The sequence below is a fragment of the Microbacterium pollutisoli genome (assembly GCF_053586795.1).
Map to the genome: position 1 here is coordinate 365,209 of NZ_JBNYWT010000004.1, position 24,217 is coordinate 389,425.

The window sequence follows — 24,217 nt, forward strand, 5'->3', positions numbered from 1 at the left end:
GTTTCCTCCGTCAGTGGTGAGGCGCGTCGGGGTGCCGTGCGGCCAGGAACGCGTCGAGCGTGCGCAGGCGGTGCGTGCGGGTGGCCATCTCGATCTCGGTCGGGTCGGCGCGGCGCCGGATGAGGTCGAGGATCAGGGTGTGCTCTTCGACCGAGTGGCGGGGCCGGTCGGGGATCTGCGCGAACGACGTGTCGCGCAGGCCCGACAGCCGCGACCACGAGCGGTCGACGAGCTCGAGGATGTGGGGGTTCGGGCACGGGGCGTACAGCACCCGGTGGAACCGGTGGTTCAGCTGCGTGAAGGTGTGGGCATCGAAGTGGTCGAGCAGCCGCTCCATGCGGTCGTTGATCTCGGCGGCCTCGGCGACGTCGGCATCGGTGATCACCGGGGCCGCCAGCGACGTGGCGTAGCCCTCGACGAGGCTGAGCGTCTGCATCGTGTGTACGTACTCGTCTTCGTCGACGACCGAGACCCGCGCCCCCACGTTGCGCTCGAACGTGACCAGGCCCTCGGCCTCGAGCCGGCGGATCGCCTCGCGCACCGGCACGACGCTCATGCCGAGCTCGTCGGCGATCGAGCCGAGCACCAGCCGATAGCCGGGGGTGTAGTCGTGGCGGCCGATGCGGTCGCGGATCCACGTGTACGCGTGCTGCGACTTGCTGTTCGGCGCGCCGCCGGTGGTGGCCGTGGTCATCGGCCCGCCTCCGCCTCGTACTTCGCGCGCCACTGCGCGTTCATCGGGAACAGGCCGTCGACCGGGTGGCCCTCGGCGACGCGGGCGGCGATCCAGCCGTCCTCGTCCTCCTGTGCGAGGGCGTCGTCGACGACCTCCTCGACCAGGCTCGGCGGGATCACGATGACGCCGTCGGCGTCGCCCACGATGATGTCGCCGGGCTGGACCGTGGTGCCGCCGCAGGCGATGGTGATATCGGTGTCCCACGGCACGTGCTTGCGGCCGAGGACCGCCGGGTGCGCCCCGGACGAGTAGACCGGGATGCCGACGGCGGCCACGGCGTCGGCGTCGCGGACACCGCCGTCGGTGACGATGCCGGCGGCGCCGGCGGCGTGCGCGCGGATGGCGAGGATGTCGCCGAGCGTGCCCGACCCGGTCTCGCCGCGCGCTTCGATGACGATGATCTCCCCGTCGCCGACGGCGTCGAATGCGCGCTTCTGCGCGTTGTATCCGCCGCCGTGGCTGGTGAACAGGTCTTCGCGGTTGGGCACGAAGCGCAGCGTCTTCGCGGTGCCGACGATCTTGCGATCGGGGTGGTTGGAGGTCACGCCGTCGATCGTGACGTTGTTGAGGCCCCGCTTGCGCAGCTGCGCCGACAGGCCCGCGACGGGCGCTTCGGCCAGCTTGGCACGCAGCTCGGGTGTGAGGGCGGATGCCGGGGCGGCGGGCTCGCCGGCCGTGTCGGTCGCCGGCAGTCCCACGGCTTCGCGCGAGCCCCAGGCCTCTTCGCGCTGCGTGTCGTCGACGGCCGGCAGTGAGCCGAGCGCGGGGTCGAACGCCGGGCCGGTGCCTTCCACGACCGTGGTGACCAGCCGGCCCGAGGTGGCGCCGGTGGCGGGGGAGTCGACCTCGACCTCCACGACGTCGCCGGGTTCGATGACCGACGAGCCGGCGGGCGTTCCGGTGAGGATCACATCGCCGGGCTCGAGGGTGAAGTGCTGCGAGAGGTCGGCCACGAACTGGGCGAGCGGGAAGAGCAGGCCTGAGGTGTCGTCGTCCTGCACGACGGTGCCGTTGACCCATGTGCGCACGCGGAGGGCGGCCGGGTCGACGCTGCGCGCGTCGATCAGGTGCGGGCCGATCGGGGTGAAGCCGTCGCCGCCCTTGGACCGGACGTTGGAGCCCTTGTCCACGGCGCGCAGGTCGTACACGCCGAGGTCGTTCGCCGCGGTCACCCAGCCGACGTGCCGCCAGGCGTCCTCGAGCCGGACACGGCGGGCGGCGGTGCCGATCACGAGGGCGATCTCTCCCTCGAAGGCCAGCAGCTCGGTGCCGGCGGGCCGTTCGACCGTGCCGCCGGTGGCGGCGACCGAGCTCGAGGCCTTGAAGAAGTACGAGGGCGTCGCGGGGGTGCGGCCGCGCTGGTCGGCACGGGAGCGATAGCTCAGGTGCACCGCGATGATCTTGCCCGGTCGGCCGGGCAGTCCCGCGAAGCGCGCGTCTGCGGCATCCGTCGTGTTCTCAGTCATGAGCCCCCTCGCTCTGGCATCCACTCTTGCGTCGTATCTCAAATCGTATATGATCGACCGCGAAGAGGCAACCGTCGCTCCGATCCGATGCCTCGGACAGCGAAGTCGCAGACACAGGAGTCTTCACCATGAGCACACCCCAGCCCACGCCCGAGGGATTCACCCCCACGGGCACCATCGCCAGTGCGACCGACCGACGCCGCGTCGTGTTCGCCACGGTCGTCGGCACCACCGTCGAGTGGTACGACTTCTTCATCTACGCCACCGCCGTCGGCCTCGTGTTCGGCGATCTGTTCTTCGGCGCGCTCGGCGCCGACAGCGCCCTCATCGGGTTCGCGACGGTGGGCGTCAGCTTCCTCTTCCGGCCGCTCGGCGCCTTCCTGGCCGGCCACTTCGGCGACAAGCTCGGCCGCAAGGTCGTGCTCATGTGGACGCTCATCCTGATGGGCGCCGCGACGGCCCTCATCGGCGTGCTGCCCACCTACGACAGCATCGGCATGGCCGCACCGGTCCTGCTGGTGGTGCTGCGCGTGCTGCAGGGCATCTCGGCCGGCGGCGAGTGGGGCGGTGCGGTGCTCATGGCCGTCGAGCACGCCCCCAAGAAGCGCCGGGGCATCTTCGGCGCCTCGCCGCAGATCGGCGTGCCGCTGGGCCTTCTGCTGGCCTCGGGGGTCATGGCCATCATGACCATTCTCGCGCCCGGTGAGGCCTTCCTGCAGTGGGGCTGGCGCGTCCCGTTCCTGCTGAGCGTCGTGCTGATCCTGGTCGGCTACTACGTGCGCCGCAAGGTCGAGGAGAGCCCGGTGTTCGCCGAACTGGCCGAACGCAAGGAGAAGGCGCGGATGCCGATCCTGCAGCTGTTCGCCAAGCACACGCCGCTGGTGATCATCGCGGCACTCGTGTTCGCCGGCAACAACGCCGTGGGCTACATGACCACCGGCGGCTACATCCAGGGCTACTCGACGAACCCGGACGGTCCGCTCGGCCTCGAGCGCGGACCGGTGCTGTGGGCGGTCACCGGGTCGGCCGTGACGTGGCTGCTGTCGACACTGGTCGCCGGTTGGGTGTCCGACCGCCTCGGGCGCCGCACGACCTACATCATCGGGTGGATCCTGCAGCTGGGCGGCGTGTTCGCGCTGTTCCCGCTGGTGAACACCGGCAACATCTGGTTGCTGTTCGCGGGCCTGGCCATCCTCACCATCGGCCTCGGCTTCACCTACGGCCCGCAGGCGGCGCTGTACACAGAGCTGTTCCCCGCCTCGATCCGGTTCTCCGGCGTCTCGATCTCCTACGCGATCGGCGCCATCGCCGGCGGCGCGTTCGCCCCGACCATCGCGACCGCGCTCGTGCAGGCCACCGGGACGACCGTGTCGGTCACCTGGTACCTGGCGGGGATGACCGTCATCGGCCTCATCGCGACGCTGCTGCTGCGCGACCGCAGCGGGATCCCGCTGGGCCCCGACCACGAGGCCGAGCAGCAGGTCAGCCCCATCTACGGCCTGTCCAAGGCCTGACGGTGCGTGGGGATGCCGGGGACTCGCACCCCGGCGTCCCCATGACACGTGTCATGCCGACAGCGTGACGTCGCCCTCCGGCGCCGGGGGGACCGGTGCGGCCAGGCTGGAGGCATGCGAACCGCACTCGACACCGCCCCCGCGCCGACCACCGGCCGCACCGCGACCCCGGCCCCGCCCACCGACGTCATCACGCTGACGGGCCTGCGCCGCCACTTCGGCATCGGCGACCACGTCATCACCGCCGTCGACGGCGTGGACCTGCGCATCGCCCGTGGCGAGGTCGTCGCCCTCCTCGGCCCCAACGGCGCCGGCAAGACGACCACCCTCGACATGCTGCTGGGCCTGGCCACGCCCAGCGCGGGCAGCGTCACAGTGCTCGGCCAGGCGCCCGCGAAGGCCGCCGCCCGCGGCGCGATCGCCGCGGTGCTGCAGACCGGCGGGCTGCTGTCGGACCTGACCGTCCGCGAGACCGTCGAGGTCATCGCGTCGCTGCACGGCCGCGCCGCGCTGGGCCGCGTGCCCGACGTCCTCGAGCGTGCGCAGCTGACCGGCCTGGCTCGCCGCCGCATCGCGAAGTGCTCCGGCGGCGAACAGCAGCGGGTCAAATTCGCGCTGGCACTGGTCGCCGACCCCGAGATCCTCGTGCTCGACGAGCCCACCGCCGGCATGGACGTCACCGCCCGCCGCCACTTCTGGGACGTCATGCGCGCCGACGCCGACGCGGGCCGCACGATCGTGTTCGCCACCCACTACCTCGAAGAGGCCGAGCAGTTCGCCCGCCGCACCGTCGTGATGCACCGCGGGCGCATCGTCGCCGACGCGCCCACCGCCCGGCTGCGAGCCGGACTCGGTGCCCGCACGGTCGCGGCGACCCTGCCCGGCGACGGTGCCGACGCGCTCGTCCGGCGGCTGCGGGACACCGCCGGCGTGGCCGATCTGCGCGTGGACGCCACGCGGCTCACGCTGCGGGCCACCGACTCGGATGCCGTGGCGTCCCTCCTGCTGGCCGCCGGCGCCCAGGACCTGGAGATCGCCGTGCCCACCCTCGAAACCGCCTTCACCGCCCTCACGGAGGACTGACCGATGACCATCCCGATGACCCTGTCGCCCACGATGCTGCGCGTCGAAGCGCTGCGGCAGATCCGCAACCCCTACACACTCGCGTTCACGCTCGGCATGCCCGTGGCCATGTACGTGCTGTTCGGCGTGACGATGGGATACGGCTCGATCTCCGCCGGCCACGGGAACGTCTCGTTCTACATCATGGTGTCGATGGCCGCCTACGGGACGGCCGTCGCGATGAGCTCGATCACCTCGCTCGCCGCCACCGAGGCCAAGCAGGGCTGGGGTCGCCAGCTGGCCATGACGCCGCTGGGCACCGCCGGCTACGCGGTGACCAAGCTGATCACCGCGGTCTCGTTCTCCGCGCTCGCCGTGGCGGCCGTCTTCGTCGCGGGCGCGCTGACCGGCGCGACGGCCACCGACACCTGGCGCTGGTTCGCCGCCGCGGGGATCATGCTCGGCGTCGGGCTGATCTTCGGCCTGTACGGGCTCGGCGTGGGGCTGTTCTTCAATTCCGACACGTCGGCCGCCCTGGCATCCATCTCGATGACCTTCTTCGCCTTCTTCGGCAACGTGTTCATGCCGCTGGACGGTGTCATGCTCGACATCGCGCGCTTCACCCCGCTGTACGGGTTCGTGGCGCTGAGCCGCTGGCCGCTGACGGAGGGGACGCTGACGACCGGACAGACCGACCCGCTGTGGGCCCTGCTGCTGAACGTCGCCGTGTGGCTGGCGGTGTTCGCGGTGCTCGTGGCCGTCGGTGTGCGTCGGTCGCGCAGCCGCCGATAGGGTCGGACGCATGGCACAAGACGGGGCGCGCCGTCCCGGCGCGGGGTCGACGTGGTCGCGGTACGGCTGGATCATGCCGCTGCTGTGGATGGTGTTCCTGATCTATCCCATCCTCGCGCTGCTGCGGTCGCCGGCCACCCCGGCGTGGATCGTCACCGGCTGGGCGGCCCTGGTCGTCTTCGTCATCGTGTACGTCGCCGCCTTCGTCAACGGCATGAGCTTCTCCGGCGGCGGCCTGGTGGTGCCGCCCCGGCCGATCCAGTGGGTCGCGTTCGCGGTGATGATCGCCTGCGCGGTGCTGGCGGCCCCGGCCACCGGGCCGAACGCGCTGAGCTTCGTGCCGTTCATCATGTCGTTCGCCTCGTACGGCCTGACCCGGGCGGCGCACTGGCTGACCCTCGTCGCCGCCGTCGGCGTGACCGCGGCGGCCGTGTTCGGCGTGCCCGGCGGCACCCGGTACCTCTCGCTGCTGGCGATCGTCGGGCTGCTGGGCGTGGTGAACACCGTCACCACGTGGCTGATCATCCGGTCGGACCAGGCCGAGCGGCTGGGGCTCGAGCTGGCCACCAGCGCCGGGCGGGAAGCCGTCGCCCGCGATGTGCACGACCTCATCGGGCATTCGCTGACCGTCGTGCGCATGAAGGCGCAGCTGGCGCGTCGGCTCATCGACACGGACCCCGATCGGGCCAAGGCCGAGCTCGCCGACATCGAGACGCTCACCGCCGAGGCGATCGCCGGCGTGCGCGAGACCGTCGCCGGAGTGCGCAACGCGAGCCTGGCCGACCAGCTGGCCGGATGCCGCGAGGCGCTGCAGGCCGCCGGCATCGACCTGGAGGTGTCCGGCGAGGTCGAGGCCCTCTCACCGGCGCAGTCGCTGACGGCCGGCTGGATCCTCCGCGAGGCGACGACGAACGTGCTGCGGCACGCGGCGGCGCGCACCGTCACCGTCGGCGTGGAACCGGGGCGGTTCACGGTCACCGACGACGGCGTCGGCTTCGCCGGCACCGAGGGCAACGGTGTGCGCGGCATGCGTGAGCGGGCGACCACCGCGGGGGCGACGCTGTCGGTGAGCGCCGGCGCCGCGGGCGGCACCCGGGTGGCGGTGACGTGGTGAGTGCGCAGGAGCCGATCCGGCTGCTCGTCGTCGACGACCAGGCGATGCTGCGCGGAGCCCTCGCGGCGCTGCTCGACCTCGAGTCCGACATGACGGTCGTCGGCACCGCCGGCGATGCCGATGAGGCCGTGCGTGCGGCCGGCGCAGCCGAGATCGACGTGTGCCTCATGGACATCCAGATGCCGGGGACCGACGGCATCGAGGCCACCCGGCTGCTGCGGGCAGCCCGGCCCGCGACCCGCGTGCTGATCGTGACGACGTTCGCGCGGCCCGGCTACCTGCGCGCCGCTCTCGACGCGGGCGCGAGTGGCTTCGTGGTCAAGGACGCGCCCGTCGAACAGCTCGCCGACGCGGTGCGCCGGGTGCACGCGGGCCTGCGTGTGGTCGATCCGGTGCTGGCGGAGGCGAGCCTGTTCGAGGGGGCCAACCCGCTGACCGATCGCGAGCGGCAGATCCTGCGGCTGGCCGCGGACGGGCGCACTGCCGCCGACATCGCCGCCGAGGTCTACCTGTCGGCCGGCACCGTGCGCAACAACCTGTCGTCGGCCATCGGCAAGGTCGGGGCCGCCAACCGTGGACAGGCCGTGCGCATCGCGCAGGACAAGGGCTGGATCTGACTCAGGAGTTCACCCGGATGATCTCCTGCTGGTACGGCGCGATGATCGTGTTCGAGATGCGGCAGTCCAGCAGCAGGAAGGGGCGGGCGTCTGCCGACGTGGCCGCCCACTCGTCGAGCGCGGCGAGGTCCTCGAGCGTGCGGACCACCACGCCGCGGGCGCCCACCGCGCGGGCGAAGCCGGCGAAGTCGACCTCGGGGATCAGCATGGGCCCCTGCGCCAGCCCCTGCAGACCGTACAGGTTGACCTCGGCGCCGTAGGCCGCGTCGTTCCACACGACGGCCAGGCCGCGGCCGCCGGCCACCCGCACCGCCGACTCGAGATCGGCCAGGGCCATGAGCCCGCCGCCGTCACCGGTGGACAGGACCACGGTGGATGCCGGCTTGGCCAGGGCCGCCCCGGGCACCGATCCGAATCCGAGGCCGATCGCCTGATAGGCGGTGCCGACCATCATCATGCGGTCCGGACTCGCCACCGGCCAGTACATGTTCGCCCAGCCCAGGAAGTGCCCGCCGTCGGTGACGACGACGCGGTCACGCAGCTCGGCGGTGGACTCGAGCACGGCGCCGATGCGCTCGGCCACCGACCGCGGGTCCAGGCGCCCGTCCTCGGCGACGCCTTTCCCGGAGTCGTACGCGCGCAGCGCCGGGACGTCGACGGACTCGCGCCAGCCGCTGGGCTTCGCCGCGCGCTCCCGCAGCATCGCGGCGATCTGCTCGGCCACGACGCGGGCATCGCCGCGCACGAACCCGCCGACGTGCGGGTGGGTGGCCGCCGGTGCCGTGTCGACCTGGAACACGCGCGTGCCGGGTGCGAACAGCGCCCCGAAGCGCATCGTGAACTGGTTGAGCGAGGCGCCGAACACGACCGCCACGTCGGCGGTGCGCACCAGGTCCATCGCCCCGGCGGCGCCGAAGCCGCCGGTGACGCCGAGGTCGTAGGCGGATGCCGGGAACAGGCCCCGGCCGAGCGCGGTGGAGGCGGTCACCGCCCCGGTGAGGTCGGCCACCTCGCCCAGAGCCGCGCCGGCCCCGGCGATCCAGGCGCCGCGCCCGCCCAGCAGGAACGGCCGCTCGGCGCCGGCCAGCGCCTCGGCGATCTCAGTGACCGTTCCGCGGGCGAAATCGTTCGCCGGTGCCAGCGGCGCGGGCAGGTTCGGAGCCGGCACCGGCGGCAGCGGCCCGGCATCCACCTTCGCCACGTCGTAGGGGATCGCCAGCACCGTCGGCACGCGGTACGAAAGGGCATGTTCGACGGCGATGATCGCGGTCGCGGCGGCGTCGGCGCGACCGACCGTGTAGGTCCGTGCGCCGACAGCCGAGGCCAGCGCGATCTGGTCGACATCCCAGGGGCGCGGTCCGCTCGTGGGCTCGTCGCCCACGACGAGCAGGAGCGGCACGTGGGCCTGCACGGCTTCGGCCAGCGCGGTGAGCGTGTTGGTGAATCCGGCGCCGTAGGTCGCCGTCGCCGCAGCCAGCCCGCCACCGGCCCGATGGTAGGCGTCGGCGGCGACGACGGCGGCGGCCTCATGGCGGACGGCCGTGTAGCCGACGTCGGTCGACCGCTCGAGCGCGTCGAGGAAGTACGCGTTGCCGTTGCCCATCACCCCGAACACGTGGGCGATGTGGTGCGAGAGGGCGTGGGCCACGTGGGCGGAGACGGTGGGCATGGGGATGCTCCTTCGAGACAGACGGGAAAGTGAACGATGCCGTATGTGTCTCGCGCGCCCGGACCCCGGTCGAGGCGGCTGCGTGCCCATTTTTCGAGCACCGACGGCGTGCGCTGCCGCCGGACGATCCGAGTATAGGGTGAGCGCGCAGCGGGTGCGTGCGGTGCGCCGACCGTTCGCACTCGAGGGTAGGATCGTATACGATTCTTCCGGAGGGTGCGGCACCGGCATCCATTCGCGACGAGGGAGTCCACATGAGCGAGAACCGTGAGACCGAGCTGCTGGCATCCGTGCCCGACGGGCTCTACATCGACGGGCAGTGGCGCGCGGCCACCGGCGGGGCGACGCTGAAGGTCTCCGATCCGGCCACCGGCGCCGTCATCAAGGAGATCGCCTCGGCAACGCCGGCTGACGGCCTGGCCGCACTGGATGCCGCGGACGCCGCCTTCCCGGCCTGGGCGGCCACGCCGCTGCGGGAGCGCGCCGAGCTGCTGCGCCGCGCGTTCGACCTGCTGCAGGAGCGCAAGGAGGACTTCGCGCTGCTGATGACCCTCGAGATGGGCAAGCCGCTCGCCGAAGCGCGCGGCGAGGTCGCCTACGGCGGCGAGTTCGTGCGCTGGTTCAGCGAAGAGGCACCGCGCATCCAGGGACGCTACGGGCAGAACCCCGAGGGCACCGGGCGCATGATCGTCTCGCAGCACCCCGTGGGGCCGTGCTTCCTGATCACCCCGTGGAACTTCCCCCTCGCGATGGCGACACGCAAGATCGCGCCGGCGCTGGCCGCCGGCTGCACCGTGGTCATCAAGCCCGCCGCGCTCACGCCGCTGACGACGCTGTACTTCGTGAAGCTGCTCGAGGACGCGGGACTGCCCGCCGGTGTGGTCAACGTCATCACCACGTCGACCTCGAACGCGGTGTCCGAGCCGATCATCCGCGACCCGCGGCTGCGCAAGCTCTCGTTCACGGGTTCGACGCCGGTGGGTCAGGCGCTCATGGAGCAGGCGGCCGAGGGGGTGCTGCGCACGTCGATGGAACTCGGCGGCAACGCCCCGTTCGTCGTGTTCGAAGACGCCGACCTCGACAAGGCGGTCGACGGTGCCATCGCCGCGAAGTTCCGCAACGTGGGCCAGGCGTGCACGGCCGCGAACCGGTTCATCGTGCACCGGTCGGTCGCCGACGAGTTCGCCGACCGGGTCACCGAACGGGTGAAGGCCATGAAGATCGGCCGCGGCACCGACGACGGTGTGGCCATCGGGCCGCTCATCGACGACCGCGCGGTCGCCAAGGCCGACGAGCTCGTGCAGGACGCGGTCGGCCGCGGCGCGACGCTGCGCACCGGTGGCGCCGCGCTGGACGGCGCCGGATCGTTCTACCAGCCCACCGTCGTCAGCGACGTGCAGCCGGGGTCGGAGATCCTGCGCGAGGAGATCTTCGGCCCGGTGCTGGCGATCATCCCGTTCGACGACGAAGACGAGGCCGTGCGCATCGCCAACGACACCGAGTACGGCCTGGTGTCGTACGTGTTCACCGAGAATCTCGCCCGGGGGCAGCGCATGATCGAGCGGCTGGCCACCGGGATGATGGGCCTGAACATGGGTGTCGTCTCCAACGCGGCCGCGCCGTTCGGCGGCTGGAAGATGTCGGGCCTGGGTCGCGAGGGCGGCGCCGAGGGCATCCACGAGTACCTGCAGACCAAGTACACGCTCACCCCGAACCCCTTCGGGTGACGGGAGGCGCCGTCGGAGGCCCACGGCATGATGGGCGCATGGATCTGCACCGTCTGCGTGCCGAACGCCTGCGCTCGCACCGGCTGACCGCACCGGCCCGGACCGTCGTCGACGCCGCCGCCCACATGACCGCGACGCAGGCGCAGGAGTTCTGGGGCGGCCGGTGGGCGCTGGCCGCCCGCACCCGCGGCGAGCCGACCCTGCGCGAGGTGGATGCCGCGTTCGCGGCCGGCCGGCTGATCCGGTCGTGGACGATGCGCGGCACGCTGCACATCCTGCGTCCCGCCGACCTGTCCTGGCTGCTGGCCGTCACCGCCGCCCGGCAGGAGAAGCAGTACGCCGCGCCGCTGCGCAACGCCGGGATCACGGCATCCACGCTGACCGCGGCCGAGCGTGCCGTGCGGCCCGTCCTCGCCGGGGGCAACCGGCTCACGCGACGGGAGTTCGCCGAGGTGCTGCAGGCCGCCGGTATCGAGACGACCGGGATGCGCGGCAATCACATCCTGGTGCTCATGTGCCTGCGTCAGGTGGCCTGCCTGGGCCCGGTCGTGCCGCGGGACGGCGCCCCCACCCGCGACCAGTACGTCGTGTCGGCGGAGGAGTGGATCACCGAGTCGGCACAGCCGGCCGACCCGCTGGCGGAGATGTTCGTGCGCTACATCGTGTCGCACGGGCCGGCGGGCGTCGCCGACTTCCGGTGGTGGGCGGGGCTGCCGCTGGGCATGGCCCGCGCGGCGCGCGAGGGCGCAGGCGACCGGGTGATCGAGGTCGAGGAGGGGCTGTTCACGGCGGCGGGCGCGCGGCCGCGGCGGTCTCCCGTGCCCGAGGTGCAGGCGCTGCCGCCGTTCGAGGAGTACTACCTGTCGTACGCCGACCGGTCGGTGCCGTGTCCGCCCGAGACGCAGGCGGTCGTGGGGCCGAGCGCCCAGGGGTTCGTCCGCCCCGTGCTGCTGGCGCAGGGCGAGATCATCGGGTCGTGGTCGCACTCGCTGGCCGTCGGTCGGCACGCCGAGCCGCCCGTGCCCGAACTGTTCCTGCCCGGTGCCGCCCCGGCATCCGCCGTCGAGGAGGCGCTCGCCGGCTACACGCGCTTCCTCACCGGCTGACCCGCCGCGTCACCCGGGACGGTCAGCGCGGGGCGTGCCGCTCGAGGAACGTGTAGACCTCGCCGTCGTCGACGCCGGGGAAGGCGCCGCGGGGCAGCGGCGAGAACATCTGCATGTGCACGCGGGCGCTCGGCCAGGCCCTGCCCTCCCAGCGGGCCGTCAGCTCGCTGTCCGGGAGTCGGCAGCACGACTCGTCGGGGCACGTCGACGCGGCCCGCTTCTGCGTCTCGCGGCCGCGCCACCAGCGGGCATCGTCGAAGGGGACACCGACGGTGATCGAGAACTCGCCCGCGGTGGTCGATCCGGTCTGGCTCGAGCACCAGAACGTGCCGGCCGGGGTGTCGGTGTACTGGTAGTGCTCGGTGGTGCGGTTCTGCTGCCCGAAGGCCGACCGCGCGGCGAAGTGACGGCAGACGATCTGGCCCTCGATGGCGCCGGTCACGTCCATCGGCAGCGGCAGGCCGTCGTTCTCGTAGACGCGGTTGATGGCACCGGTGCCGTCCACCCGCAGGAAGTGCAGCTTCATGCCGAAGTGCTCGGTCAGCAGGTTCGTCAACCGCATGCCGGCCGCCTCGTGCGTCACCCCGAACGCGTCGCGGAAGTCCTCCACCGCCAGGTTGCGGTCCTTCTTGGCCTGCGTGAGGAACGCGACCGACGCCGTCTCGGGCATGAGGCAGCACGCTGCGTAGTAGTTGATCTCGAGGCGTTGCTGCAGGAAGTCGGCGTAATCGGTGGGCGGAGTGTGGCCGAGCAGGCGGTGCGCCATCGCCTGCAGGGCCATCGACCGCAGGCCGTGGCCGCCGGGGATGGATGCCGGGGGCAGGTAGATCCGGCCGTTCTCCAGGTCGGTGACCGACCGCGCCGAATGGGGCAGGTCGTTGACGTAGATCAGTTCGAACCCGAGCTGCTGCGCCATGATGCTCACCGTGCGGTGCGTGAGCGCGCCCGACACGTGGCCGGCTGCTTTGAGCTGCTTCTCGGCCAGCTTCTCGATGTCGCCGAGGTAGTTGCCGCGCTCGCGCATGCGCAGTCGCAGCTCGGTGTTGGCCCGACGCGCCTCTTCGGGGGTCGCGATCGCCTCGCGCTCGCGGCGGTGCAGTTCGCGGTGCAGCCCCAGAATCGACTCGATCGTCTCGTCGCTCATGGTCTTGGTCACCCGCACCGGCTCGACGCCCAGGCGACGGAACACCGGGCTCGCCTGCGCGCGCTGCAGCTCCAGCTCCAGGGCGGCGCGCCGGTTGGGCGGTTCCGCCGACAGCAGGTCGGTGACGTCGGTGCCGGTCGCGTGCGCGATCGCCTGCAGCAGGGACAGCTTCGGCTCGCGCTTCCCGTTCTCGATCAGGCTCAGCTGGCTGCCGGCGACCCCGACGAGCGCCCCCAGCTCGTCGAGCGTGTAGCCGCGGGCGGTGCGGTGGTGCCGGATGCGGTGACCGAGCGTGGACAGTTCCAGGGACGAGGGAGCCATTCCTTGATGATAGTGAAAGATTCAGGATTCTTGTCGCTGTCAAGGGCTGAAAGAGTGGGTCGCCATGCCGCAAAGTGGAAGGCATAACGACCTCGACATCGTTTGTCTGATCCGAAGGAGCCGACATGGCCATCGCCGACATGTTCACCCGCACCGCCCCCGTGACCCGCCCCGCCGGCGGTCCGCGTCCGGCGCGGGCGTATGGCGAGCGTCCCGACATGCCGGGCCTGGAGGAGCTGCACGCCTGGGTCGACGAGATCGCCGCGCTCACCAAGCCCGCCCGCGTCCACTGGGTCGACGGCTCGCGTGCCGAGAACGAGGCACTGCTGCGCGAGATGGTGGACGAGGGCAAGCTCATCAAGCTGAACCCCGAATGGCGTCCCGGCTCGTACCTGGCCCGTTCGCACCCCAGCGACGTCGCCCGCACCGAGGCGCGCACCTTCATCGCGTCCGCGCGGGAGGAGGATGCCGGTCCCACGAACAACTGGGTCGCACCGGATGAGATCCGCGGCACCATCACGCCGCTGTTCGACGGGTCGATGCGCGGGCGCACGATGTACGTCGTCCCGTTCTCGATGGGCGCCGTCGGCGGCCCGCTCTCGCACATCGGGGTGCAGGTCACCGACAGTGCCTACGCCGTGGCATCCATCGGGATCATGACCCGCGTCGGCACCGGCGTGCTCGACCAGATCGCCGCCGGCAAGCACTGGGTCAAGACGGTCCACTCGGTCGGCGCCCCGCTCGAGCCGGGCCAGCAGGACGTGGCCTGGCCGTGCAACGACGAGAAGTACATCGTCCACTTCCCCGACACGCTCGAGGTGTGGTCCTACGGATCGGGCTACGGCGGCAACGCGATCCTCGCGAAGAAGTGCTTCGCGCTGCGCATCGCCTCCGTCATCGGCCGCGACGAAGGCTGGCTGGCCGAGCACATGCTGCTCATCCGCGTGATCTCGCCCGAGGGCAAGGCCTACCACGTCGCCGCCGCGTTCCCCTCGGCGTGCGGCAAGACCAACCTCGCCATGCTGCGTCCCACGATCCCCGGCTGGCGCGTCGAGACGCTCGGCGACGACATCGCGTGGCTGCGCCCGGGTGAGGACGGCCGACTGTGGGCGATCAACCCCGAGGCGGGATTCTTCGGCGTCGCGCCGGGCACGGGCGAGTCGACCAACGTCACCGCCGTCGAGACGCTGTGGGGCAACACGATCTTCACGAACGTCGCGCTGCGCCCCGACGGCGACGTCTGGTGGGAGGGGCTGACCGACGAGGTGCCGGCCGAACTCACCGACTGGACGGGCAAGCCCTGGACCCCGGCTTCGGGCACGCCCGCCGCCCACCCGAACTCCCGGTTCACCGTCAGCGCCGCCCAGTGCCCGCAGATCGCGAGCGACTGGGATGCCGCCGAGGGGGTGCCGCTGGACGCCATCCTGTTCGGCGGCCGCCGCGCCACCAATGTCCCGCTCGTGGTCGAGGCCACCGACTGGGCCCACGGCGTGTTCATGGGCTCGAACATCTCGTCCGAGCGCACCGCCGCCGCCGAGGGCACCGTGGGCGAGTTGCGCCGCGACCCGTTCGCGATGCTGCCGTTCTGCGGGTACAACATGGCCGACTACTTCGCGCACTGGCTGAAGGTCGGGCAGACGCTGCGGTTCGACCGCGCGCCGCGCATCTTCCAGGTCAACTGGTTCCGCAAGGGCGCCGACGGCCGGTTCCTGTGGCCCGGCTTCGGTGACAACTCGCGCGTGATCGACTGGATCATCCGCCGGGTGGAGGGGCAGGTCGGCGCCGTCGACAGCCCCATCGGCCGCCTGCCGCGCACCGAGGACCTCAACCTCGACGGCATCGACGTGTCGCAGGAGGATCTCGACGAGCTGTTCGCGGTGGATCCCGAGCTCTGGCTGGCCGAGGCGGACCTGACCGAGGAGTTCTACCGGACCTTCGACGGGAAGGTGCCCCCGGCCCTCTACGCCGAGTTGGCCGCTCTGCGCTACCGCCTGAAGCGCGCGCAGGCCGCCTGAGAACCCCGACGACGAACGCCCCGGCCCGCTGCTGCGGAGCCGGGGCGTTCGCCTGTGCGTCAGACCAGCAGCTGGCGCGCGGCCAGGTCGCGGTACAGCGGCACCGACTCGATGAGCTCGGCGTGCGTTCCCTGACCGATGACACGGCCGTGGTCGAGCACGACGATCAGGTCGCTGTCAACGACCGTCGACAGCCGGTGTGCGATGACGATGAGCGTGCGGCCGGTCGCCACCGCGTCGATCGCCTCGCGCATGCGCTGCTCGTTGAGTCCGTCGAGCGACGACGTGGACTCGTCGAGCAGCAGGATCGGGGGAGCGGCCAGCAGGGCGCGCGCGATCGCGAGGCGCTGACGCTCACCGCCCGACAGCATGACGCCGGCTTCGCCCACCGGCGCCGCCAGCCCCAGCGGGCTGCGTTCGAGCACGTCGCCGAGGTTCACCGCGCGCAGCACCCGCTCGCACTGGGCGTCGGTCGCCTGCGGCGCGGCGAGCCGCAGGTTGTCGGCGATCGTGCCGGCCAGAGTCGGCGCATCCTGCTCGACGTAGCCGAGCTGGGCCCGCAGCGCGCGCCGGTCGAGGGTGCGCACATCCTCGCCGTTCAGCAGCACCGCACCGGAGGTGGGGTCGTAGAACCGCTCGATGAGTGCGAGCGTCGTCGACTTGCCGGCCCCCGAGGGCCCGACCAGCGCGACCCGCGATCCGCGCGGGACGGTGAACGACACCCCGCGCAGCACCTCGCCGTCACTGTCGGTGACGTCGATGGTGTCGGCGTGCACCTCGGCGAGGGCCTTGAGGGCCTGGGCCTGCGCGTCATGGCGGGTGGCGACGACGGCGGCGGGGTACGAGAAGTGCACGTCGCGGAATTCGATCGCCGCGTCGGCCCGCCCGTCGTGGTCGAGGCCGGCGGCGGCCACCTCCGCGGCCAGGGCGGCGTCGGCGGCGGTCTCGGTCGGCAGATCGAGCACCTCCTGGATGCGGCCGAGCGCCCCCAGCGCCTGGTTCACCGAGGTGATCGCCCCGAAGAACGAGCCCAGTGGCTGGATCAGGAAGAACAGGAACATGACGAACGTGACCAGCTGTGCGATCGAGATGGCGCCGGAGGCCACGCGGTAGCCGCCGACGCCGAGCACGACCAGCAGCGACAGCTGCAGCGCGATGCCCGCCACCGGCACCACGAACGCCGAGGCCTTCGCGACCTTGACGCCGGCGTCGTAGGCGGCTGACGCCGTGCCCTCGATCGCCGCCCGCTCGCGGTCTTCGGCGCCGGCGGCGCGGATGGTGCGGATGGAGCCGATCGCACGCTCCACCCCGGAGGCGAGGTGCCCGACCTGCTCCTGCTGCACCTGTGTCGCCCGGCGGATGCGACCGCTGAGCACTCCGACCACGGCGACCGAGGCGCCGATGACCACGAGGATCAGCAGCAGCAGGATCGGATCGATCACGAGCATCGCCACGATGGCGCCGACGAAGATCAGTGCGTTGCCGACCGAGTCGGCCAGTCCCTGGGTGAGCACCGCGTACAGCAGCGTGGTGTCGGTGCCCACGCGCGAGACGAGGTCGCCCGTGCGGCGGGCGTCGTACTCCCGCACCGGCAGGTGCAGCAGCTGCGCGATCAGGCGCCGCCGGCTGGAGAACACGACGGCGGTTCCCGTGCGCTGCAGCAGATAGTGCTGGTACCCGCTGATGATCGACGACACGACCACCAGCGCGACCAGCACCCACACCAGCGCGCCGAGCGCGTCGCCCAGCTGCACGCGTTCGATCAGCTGCCCCACCACGAGCGGCTGGGCCAGCGTCGCGAAGGCCGCCAGCACGCTCAGGACCGCGACGGCGGTGAGGACGCCCTTGTGCTCGAACAGGAACGGCAGCAGCTGTCGCAGCGACGCGCGGGGTCCGTCGTCGGCCGGGCGGCGGCGGGAGCCGCGACGACGTGCGGTGTCGGATGACATGTGGTGTGTCCTCGGGGTCGGGGTGGATGCCGGGTGCGCGGCCGGCTCTATTGTCGTCCGTACTTCTTATGGACCGCCTGCCTGCTGACGCCCAGCGACATCGCGATCGCCTGCCACGAGTAGCCGGCGATGCGGGCGCGGCGCACGGCCGCCTCCTCGGCTCGTTCGAGCTCGCGGCGGCGTCGCGTGATCTCCTGGAGGGCCCGCAGGGGTGGCTCGTCCTCGGCGGTGCCGGTCGGCGTGGGCGGGGCGCTCATGCGTCAACCGTAGTTGACATCGCGAGAAGTGTCAACATGGGTTGACGAAGGCTCCGGCGGATGTCCGCTGCGGGGGTTAGTGTGGTGCGGTGCCAGAACCTGTCATCTCCGCTCGGAACCTCGTCAAGGCGTACGAAGTCAAGGGCAAGCCCGACTTCCTCGCCGTGGACGGACTGGAGTTCGAGGTCGCCCCGGGTGAATCGTTCGGTCTGCTCGGGCCCAACGGCGCCGGCAAGTCCACGACCATGAAGATGATCGGTGCGGTCTCCACCCGCACCGGGGGCGACCTGCAGATCCTCGGGCTCGACCCCGACCAATACGGACCCGAGATCCGGTCCCGGCTGGGCGTCGTTCCGCAGCAGGACAACCTCGACGGCGAGCTCAACGCCCGCGAGAACCTCTACATCTACGGGCGCTACTTCGGCCTGCCGGGCAAGGTGTGCCATCAGAAGGCCGATGAGCTGCTCGCGTTCGCGGCACTCGAGGACAAGGCGAAGGCCAAGGTCGATCAGCTCTCGGGCGGCATGAAGCGGCGGCTGACGATCGCGCGCGGCCTCATCAACGACCCGCGCATCCTGCTGCTGGACGAGCCGACGACGGGCCTGGACCCGCAGGCGCGCCACGTGCTGTGGGACCGGCTGTTCCGGCTCAAGGAGCGCGGGACGACGCTGGTGCTCACCACCCATTACATGGACGAGGCCGAGCAGCTGTGCGATCGGCTGATCGTCGTCGACAAGGGACGCATCATGGCCGAGGGCACCCCGGCATCCCTCATCCGCGAGCATTCCAGCCGGGAGGTGCTCGAGGTGCGGTTCGGATCCGACCGCAACCAGCAGGCCGCCGCGCAGCTGCAGGGCATCGGCGATCGGGTGGAGGTGCTGCCCGACCGCGTGCTGGTGTACACGGCCGACGGTGAGGCGGCCCTCGAGCGCGTGACCGCCGCCGGCCTGCAGCCGCGGACGAGCCTCGTGCGCCGTTCCAGCCTGGAGGATGTGTTCCTGCGCCTGACGGGAAGGTCGCTGATCGAATGAGCGCCGAGGCCGTCACCACCCACCCGACGCTCGAGCAGCTGCGGGCCGAGGCCCTGGAATGGGGCCGGAAGCCGCGCCGCCGCGGCAGCTGGTACGTCACCGAGCACATGGTGCGCGCGATGCGCGCGTACGGGTGGACCATCATCGTCGGAGCCCTGGGGCAGCCGATCGTGTACCTGCTGGGCCTCGGGATCGGCCTGGCGATGCTCATCGACGCGCCCATCGACGACCGTGGCACGCAGGTGTCGTACCTGGTGTTCGTCGCCCCGGCCCTGCTGGTCACCGCGGCCATCGCGGTGGCCAGCGAGGAGATGACCTACCCGGTGATGGCCGGATTCAAGTGGCGTCGCTACTTCTACGGGTTCAACGCGTCGGCGCTGTCGAGCCCGCAGATCGCCAACGGGGTGATCCTCGGCGCCGCCGCGCGCATGACCGTCGCGGTGGCGGCGTACTACGTGTTCATCTGGATCTTCGGCGCCGTGCCCGAGCCGGGGACGGGCTGGCTGGCGATCTTCGCCGGGGTGGCGGCCGGGCTGGCGTTCGGTATTCCGCTGCTGGCATACGCCGGATCGATCGAGGACGACAAGGGTCAGTTCGCGCTCGTGCAGCGCTTCGTCTTCATGCCGATGTTCCTGTTCTCCGGCACGTTCTACCCGCTGGACACCCTGCCGGTGTGGCTGCAGTGGATCGGCTGGATCTCACCGCTGTGGCACGGCGCGGAACTGGGCCGGGTCGCGACGTATGCGGCGCCGATCCCGGGGGAGATGATCGCCGTGCACGTCGGGTACATCCTGCTGCTGTGCGTGGTCGGATACCTCTGGGGCCGCCGCGTGTTCATCGAAAGGCTGGCGAAATGACGGTCGTGGACGAGAGTCTCCCGCAGCCGGTCGGTGCCGCCGTGCGCCGCGGCGGCGTGCGTGCACTGTGGGCCGGCAACCCCGGGGCCGTCGTGCAGCGCGGACTCATCGCCGCGCGCTCCTCGAGCTGGGTCGTCGTGCTGTCGGGCTTCTTCGAGCCCGTGTTCTACCTGGCATCCATGGGCATCGGCCTGGGCGCGCTCGTCGGCGACGTGCAGACCTCGCAGGGCGTCGACGTGCCGTACGCGGCCTTCATCGCCCCCGCACTGCTGGCGGTGTCGGCGATGAACGGCGCGATCTACGACTCGACGTGGAACGTGTTCTTCAAACTCAACTACGGCAAGCTCTACGAGGGCATGTTGTCCACCTCGCTCGGGCCGCTGGATGTCGCCCTGGGCGAGATCCTGTACGCGCTGCTGCGCGGACTGCTCTACGCCACCGGCTTCATGGTCATCATGCAGATCATGGGCCTGAACCTCGCGCCCACCGCGATCCTGGCCATCCCCGCCGTGCTGCTGATCGCGTTCGGCTTCGCGAGCCTGGGCATGGCGGTCACGAGCTACATGAAGACCTTCCAGCACATGGACTGGATCAACTTCGTCCTGCTGCCGATGTTCCTGTTCTCGGCGACCTTCTACCCGATCACGGTGTACCCCGAGGCGGTGCAGGCGATCGTCATGGCCTTCCCGCTGTGGCACGGCGTCGAGCTCATCCGGGGGCTGACCACCGGCATCCTCGCGCCCGCCATGCTGTGGCACGTGCTCTACTACGTCGTGATGATCGCGGTCGGTCTCGTGTTCACGACTAAGCGGCTGCGCGCTCTGTTCCTGGACTGAGTGCGCAGCCGCTTCGGCGGGTCGGTCGGGTCAGCGCCAGAGCACCGCGATCGCGGCGTTGGCGAGGGTCAGCAGCCCGATGAGCCAGAATACGGCTGCGGGCACGCCCCCCGACTTGCGGGCGCGACCGGCGCCGATGCCCAGCAGCGCACCGATGACGATCAGGATGACCAGCTTCGTGCCGATCTTCGCGTAGTTCATGTCACCGTCGATGCCCCACGGGGCGGCCAGAGCCAGCCCCGCCACCGCGGCGACGGCCAGACCCCAGTGCATGACGCGGTTGATTCCGCGCTTGCCGATCAGCTCGACGACCCAGCCGCCGAACAGCATGGCGAAGCCGACGAGGTGGACCAGAAGGACGACGAGACGCAGGGTTTCCATGGTCACACCGTACCTTACGGAGGGCTGAAGGTCCCGGCTGTGTGCGGACCGAAGCCCCGGTCAGCCGGCGCGCAATTCGCGCAGCACAAGGGCGGTGCGCAGTGCCGCGTCGGCGGCCTCGGCCCCCTTGTCCTCCTTCGAGGTGGGCAGGCCCGCCCGGTCGAGGCCCTGCTGCTCGTCGTCGAGGGTCAGCACGCCGAAGCCGACCGGCTTGCCGGTGTCCAGCGCGACCCGTGTCAGCCCGTCGGTCGCGGCGGCCGAGACGTACTCGAAGTGCGGGGTCCCGCCGCGGATGATGACCCCGAGGGCCACCACGGCGTCGGCCCCGGCATCCAGCGCCGTCTTGCAGGCGACCGGCAGCTCGAACGAGCCGGGCACGCGCACCAGCCGCCAGGCGGCCCCCGACGCGTCGAGGGTGCGCTGGGCACCGGCGATGAGGCCGTCGGTGATGACGTCGTGCCACTGCCCGGCCACGACGACGACGTTCAGCCCCGTCGCGTCGACCTGCTGGGTCTGGGGTGCTCCGTGTCCGCTCATGCTGTCTCCTGATCCCTGCGTCCGGCGCGCATCGCGGCGCGCGTCATGCCTGCGATTCGTTCTGCGCCAGGGCGCTCTCGAGCGCGGCCGTGTCGATGAGGTGCCCCATCCGGTCGCGCTTGGTCTCGAGGTACTGGTGGTTGTTCGCGCCCACGCCCACCAGCAGCGGCACCTGCTCGACCACGTCGAGGCCGAGTTCGCGCAGCTGGCCGACCTTGTCGGTGTTGTTCGTGAGCAGGCGCAGCTTGTCGATGCCCAGATCGGACATGATGCCGGCGGCGGCCGCATAGTCGCGCGCGTCGGCGGGCAGGCCCAGTGCCAGGTTGGCGTCGACGGTGTCCAGGCCCTGCTCCTGCAGGCTGTACGCGCGCAGCTTGTTGATGAGGCCGATGCCCCGTCCCTCGTGGCCGCGCATGTAGATGACCACACCGCCCTGGGTCGCGATCGCCGCGAGCGCGGCATCCAGCTGCGGCCCGCACTCGCACTTGAGCGACCCGAACGCCTCGCCGGTGAGGCACTCCGAATGCACGCGCACGAGGGTCGCGTCGTCGGTCAGGTCCCCGGCGACGACCGCGATGTGGTCGGTGCCGGTGACGCGGTCCTTGTAGGCGAGGAAGCGGAAGGTGCCGTGCGCGGTGGGCACCTGCGCCTCGGCCCGCAGGCTCACCCGGCGTCGCGCGTGCGGCTCGGGGGCGGCGACGTCGTCGGCCGGCAGTTCGTTCAGGTGGGCGATGAGCTGTTCGATCGTGATGACCGGAATGCCTTCGCGTTGTCCCATCTCGAGCAGCCCGGGAAGGCGCATCATGCTGCCGTCTTCGGCGACGACCTCGCCGATCGCGCCGACGGGCGGAAGCCCGGCCAGTCGCATGAGGTCGACGGCCGCCTCGGTGTGCCCGGCACGTTCGCGCACGCCGCCGTCGACGGCGCGCAGGGGCAGGATGTGCCCGGGCCGGATGACCGACGCCGGCGTCGACTCGGGGTCGGCGAGCACGTTCAGGGTGTGCGCACGGTCGGCCGCGCTGATGCCGGTGGACACGCGGTCGGCGGCGTCGACGCTCACCGTGTAGGCGGTGCCGCGGCTGTCCTCGTTGACCGCGACCATCGGCGGCAGGTCGAGCCGGTCGGCCCAGTCGGCCGGCATGGGGGCGCACAGGAAGCCGCTGGACCAGCGGATGGTCCAGGCGAGCCACTCGGGGGTGGCCAGGGCGGCCGACAGGATGATGTCGCCTTCGTTCTCGCGGTCCTCGTCGTCGGCGACGATGACCGGCCGGCCGGCGCGCAGGGCGTCGAGGGCGTCGGAGATGGGGGAAAGGCTCATCGGGAGCCTCCTTCGCTGGTGGTGGGGAAAGAGAGCAGGCGCTGCACGTGGCGGGCCAGGATGTCGGTCTCGAGGTTCACGCGGTCGCCGACCGCGAGGGCGCCGAGGGTGGTGACCTCGAGGGTCTCGGGGATGAGGGAGATCTCGAACCAGTGGGCGTCGGCGTCGGCCGGGCTGGTGGCGCTGACGGTGAGCGAGACGCCCTCGACGGTGATCGACCCCTTGTCGACCACGAGCGGGGCGAGGTCGGCGGGCAGGCCCACCCGGATCACGCGCCACTGCGCGCCGGGACGCACCTGCAGCACCTCGCCGGTGCCGTCCACGTGCCCCTGCACGATATGGCCGCCCAGGCGGCCGTGCGCGGCCATGGCGCGCTCGATGTTGACGCGGCTGCCCGGGCCCACCGCACCGAGGGTGGACATGTCGAGGGTCTGCTTCATGACATCGGCAGTGAACCCCTCGGCGGTCTGGTCGACGACCGTGAGACACACGCCGCTCACGGCGATCGAGTCGCCCTGTCCGGCATCCGATACCGCCAGTGGCGCGCGGACGGTCAGGCGCAGGCCGTCGCCCGACGGTTCGACGGCGACGACCTCGCCCTGCTCTTCGATGATTCCGGTGAACATCAGGCGCTCTCCTTCTGATCCGGTCGTGGTTCCGGGTGGGCCACGATGCACAGGTCGTCGCCCAGGTGGTCGACGGATGCCACGCGCACACGCCGCTGCTCGGCGATCGTGCCCACGCCCAGCGCACCCAGCGCGGGCCAGTCGGTGCCGTCGGCGCCGGCGCCGATGAGCGTGGGGGCGAGGTAGGCGACGATCTCGTCCACCAGGCCCGCCCGCAGGAAGGCGCTGGCGATCGTGGGTCCGCCCTCGACGAACACGCGCTGGATGCCGCGGGCACGCAGCTCGGCCAGCACCGAGTCGGATTCGGCGGTGCCGGGATGCTCAGCGAACAGGTTGCCGCCGTCGCGGTGCAGCACGGGGTGGGGATGCCGGCGGATCGCGGCGTCGACGGGGATCGCCCGTGCGCCCAGCACGACCGGCACCGGCTGGTGCTCGTACAGGATGCCGTCCGCGCGGCGGGCGGTGAGGGCCGGGTCGTCGGCCAGCAGGGTGCCGGTGCCCACGATGATCGCATCGGCCTCGCTGCGGCGCCGGTGCACGTCGGCGCGGGCGACCGGACCGGTGATCCACTGGCTGGTGCCGTCGGCGGCGGCGGCTCGGCCGTCGAGCGACTGCGCCCACTTCACCGTGACGTGCGGGCGGCCCAGCCGCTGCACGGTCAGCCAGGAATCCAGCAGGGCGGTGCCCTCGTCGGCCAGCACCCCGCCGACGACGTCGACGCCCGCGGCGCGCAGTCGATCGGCGCCGCCGGAAGAGATGCGGCCGGGATCGGCCACGGCGTAGACGACACGGGCGACGCCCGCGTCGATGAGCGCCTGGGCGCACGGCCCGGTGCGGCCGGTGTGGTTGCACGGCTCGAGGGTGACCACCGCGGTGGCGCCGCGGGCGGCTCCGGGGGTCAGGGCCGAGAGGGCGTCGACCTCGGCGTGCGCGGTGCCGGCGCCACGGTGCCAGCCCTCGGCCAGCACAGCGCCGGTGGGATCGAGCAGGACCGCGCCGACCTGCGGGTTGACGCCCCGCGGTCCGCGCCGCGCGAGCGCGAACGCCCGGCGCATGGCGCTGCGTTCCGCGGCGGTCGCGTCCATCCCTCGTCCTTCGGTCAGACTCCGGGGATGGCAGGGGAGGCGGGCGCCCGCACGGTG

The 24,217-nt window shown here is 71.6% G+C and carries 22 protein-coding genes; 11 read left to right on the forward strand and 11 right to left on the reverse strand.

Features of this window, described 5'->3' with window-relative positions:
- Positions 1-10: 10 nt before the first annotated feature.
- Both ACQ143_RS11385 and ACQ143_RS11390 read right to left on the reverse strand, forming a co-directional pair.
- On the reverse strand, positions 11-694 hold the full coding sequence (locus tag ACQ143_RS11385; protein ID WP_449570804.1) for a GntR family transcriptional regulator: 684 nt from the start codon (positions 692-694) through the stop codon (positions 11-13).
- A complete protein-coding gene (locus ACQ143_RS11390) occupies positions 691-2,202 on the reverse strand; it encodes a fumarylacetoacetate hydrolase family protein (protein WP_449570805.1) in 1,512 nt (503 codons plus the stop codon). The genes ACQ143_RS11385 and ACQ143_RS11390 overlap by 4 nt, the downstream gene beginning before the upstream one ends.
- A gap of 128 nt (positions 2,203-2,330) precedes the next feature.
- On the opposite strand from ACQ143_RS11390, the gene ACQ143_RS11395 reads away from it, so the two are divergent.
- From ACQ143_RS11395 to ACQ143_RS11415, 5 genes are all read left to right on the forward strand, one after another.
- Entirely contained in the window at positions 2,331-3,716 is a 1,386-nt protein-coding gene (locus ACQ143_RS11395; protein WP_449570806.1) for an MFS transporter, read from the forward strand.
- A 114-nt stretch (positions 3,717-3,830) separates the two neighbouring features.
- Entirely contained in the window at positions 3,831-4,799 is a 969-nt protein-coding gene (locus ACQ143_RS11400; RefSeq protein WP_449570807.1) for an ABC transporter ATP-binding protein, read from the forward strand.
- 3 nt (positions 4,800-4,802) lie between these two features.
- Positions 4,803-5,570 (forward strand): ABC transporter permease, encoded by a 768-nt coding sequence (locus ACQ143_RS11405; protein WP_449570808.1) that lies wholly within the window; start codon positions 4,803-4,805, stop codon positions 5,568-5,570.
- A 10-nt stretch (positions 5,571-5,580) separates the two neighbouring features.
- Entirely contained in the window at positions 5,581-6,684 is a 1,104-nt protein-coding gene (locus ACQ143_RS11410; RefSeq protein ID WP_449570809.1) for a sensor histidine kinase, read from the forward strand.
- Entirely contained in the window at positions 6,678-7,301 is a 624-nt protein-coding gene (locus tag ACQ143_RS11415) for a response regulator (protein ID WP_449570810.1), read from the forward strand. Before ACQ143_RS11410 ends, ACQ143_RS11415 begins: the two co-directional genes overlap by 7 nt.
- Position 7,302: 1 nt before the next feature.
- Here the strand turns inward: ACQ143_RS11415 and ACQ143_RS11420 are convergent, their stop codons facing one another.
- Positions 7,303-8,970: a thiamine pyrophosphate-binding protein gene (locus tag ACQ143_RS11420; protein WP_449570811.1), complete on the reverse strand. Its 1,668-nt coding sequence runs from the start codon at positions 8,968-8,970 to the stop codon at positions 7,303-7,305.
- Positions 8,971-9,224: 254 nt separating this feature from the next.
- Between ACQ143_RS11420 and ACQ143_RS11425 the strand changes: the two genes are divergently transcribed.
- Positions 9,225-10,697: an NAD-dependent succinate-semialdehyde dehydrogenase gene (locus tag ACQ143_RS11425; RefSeq protein ID WP_449570812.1), complete on the forward strand. Its 1,473-nt coding sequence runs from the start codon at positions 9,225-9,227 to the stop codon at positions 10,695-10,697.
- A gap of 38 nt (positions 10,698-10,735) precedes the next feature.
- Positions 10,736-11,803, forward strand: a complete 1,068-nt coding sequence (locus ACQ143_RS11430; RefSeq protein ID WP_449570813.1) for a winged helix DNA-binding domain-containing protein — start codon at positions 10,736-10,738, stop codon at positions 11,801-11,803.
- A 22-nt stretch (positions 11,804-11,825) separates the two neighbouring features.
- Here the strand turns inward: ACQ143_RS11430 and ACQ143_RS11435 are convergent, their stop codons facing one another.
- Positions 11,826-13,268, reverse strand: a complete 1,443-nt coding sequence (locus ACQ143_RS11435; RefSeq protein WP_449570814.1) for a helix-turn-helix domain-containing protein — start codon at positions 13,266-13,268, stop codon at positions 11,826-11,828.
- 125 nt (positions 13,269-13,393) lie between these two features.
- On the opposite strand from ACQ143_RS11435, the gene ACQ143_RS11440 reads away from it, so the two are divergent.
- Positions 13,394-15,283, forward strand: a complete 1,890-nt coding sequence (locus ACQ143_RS11440; protein WP_449570815.1) for a phosphoenolpyruvate carboxykinase (GTP) — start codon at positions 13,394-13,396, stop codon at positions 15,281-15,283.
- Positions 15,284-15,342: 59 nt separating this feature from the next.
- On the opposite strand, the gene ACQ143_RS11445 is transcribed toward ACQ143_RS11440, so the two are convergent.
- Entirely contained in the window at positions 15,343-17,232 is a 1,890-nt protein-coding gene (locus ACQ143_RS11445) for an ABC transporter ATP-binding protein (protein WP_449570816.1), read from the reverse strand.
- 47 nt (positions 17,233-17,279) lie between these two features.
- A complete protein-coding gene (locus ACQ143_RS11450) occupies positions 17,280-17,489 on the reverse strand; it encodes an AsnC family protein (RefSeq protein ID WP_449570817.1) in 210 nt (69 codons plus the stop codon).
- Positions 17,490-17,578: 89 nt separating this feature from the next.
- Here ACQ143_RS11450 and ACQ143_RS11455 point away from each other — a divergent pair, with 89 nt between their 5' ends.
- Genes ACQ143_RS11455 through ACQ143_RS11465 form a run of 3 tightly spaced genes read left to right on the forward strand, consistent with a single transcriptional unit; the run spans position 17,579 to position 20,213 of the window.
- A complete protein-coding gene (locus ACQ143_RS11455) occupies positions 17,579-18,520 on the forward strand; it encodes an ABC transporter ATP-binding protein (RefSeq protein WP_449570818.1) in 942 nt (313 codons plus the stop codon).
- On the forward strand, positions 18,517-19,377 hold the full coding sequence (locus ACQ143_RS11460) for an ABC transporter permease (RefSeq protein WP_449570819.1): 861 nt from the start codon (positions 18,517-18,519) through the stop codon (positions 19,375-19,377). Before ACQ143_RS11455 ends, ACQ143_RS11460 begins: the two co-directional genes overlap by 4 nt.
- Positions 19,374-20,213, forward strand: coding sequence for an ABC transporter permease (locus ACQ143_RS11465; RefSeq protein WP_449570820.1), 840 nt, complete (start codon positions 19,374-19,376; stop codon positions 20,211-20,213). Before ACQ143_RS11460 ends, ACQ143_RS11465 begins: the two co-directional genes overlap by 4 nt.
- A 30-nt stretch (positions 20,214-20,243) precedes the next feature.
- On the opposite strand, the gene ACQ143_RS11470 is transcribed toward ACQ143_RS11465, so the two are convergent.
- Genes ACQ143_RS11470 through ribD form a run of 5 tightly spaced genes read right to left on the reverse strand, consistent with a single transcriptional unit; the run spans position 20,244 to position 24,160 of the window.
- Positions 20,244-20,594 carry a Fe-S protein gene (locus tag ACQ143_RS11470; protein ID WP_449570821.1) on the reverse strand — a complete coding sequence of 117 codons (351 nt, stop codon included), beginning with the start codon at positions 20,592-20,594 and terminating at the stop codon, positions 20,244-20,246.
- Positions 20,595-20,654: 60 nt separating this feature from the next.
- The gene (gene ribH, locus ACQ143_RS11475; RefSeq protein WP_449570822.1) at positions 20,655-21,131 is read right to left on the reverse strand and encodes a 6,7-dimethyl-8-ribityllumazine synthase; all 477 of its coding nucleotides are present in this window, start codon (positions 21,129-21,131) and stop codon (positions 20,655-20,657) included.
- Between the two features lie 43 nt (positions 21,132-21,174).
- Positions 21,175-22,449, reverse strand: a complete 1,275-nt coding sequence (gene ribA, locus ACQ143_RS11480) for a GTP cyclohydrolase II (RefSeq protein WP_449570823.1) — start codon at positions 22,447-22,449, stop codon at positions 21,175-21,177.
- Positions 22,446-23,075, reverse strand: coding sequence for a riboflavin synthase (locus ACQ143_RS11485; protein ID WP_449570824.1), 630 nt, complete (start codon positions 23,073-23,075; stop codon positions 22,446-22,448). The genes ribA and ACQ143_RS11485 overlap by 4 nt, the downstream gene beginning before the upstream one ends.
- Positions 23,075-24,160 carry a bifunctional diaminohydroxyphosphoribosylaminopyrimidine deaminase/5-amino-6-(5-phosphoribosylamino)uracil reductase RibD gene (ribD, locus tag ACQ143_RS11490; RefSeq protein WP_449570825.1) on the reverse strand — a complete coding sequence of 362 codons (1,086 nt, stop codon included), beginning with the start codon at positions 24,158-24,160 and terminating at the stop codon, positions 23,075-23,077. Before ribD ends, ACQ143_RS11485 begins: the two co-directional genes overlap by 1 nt.
- Positions 24,161-24,217: the final 57 nt, after the last annotated feature.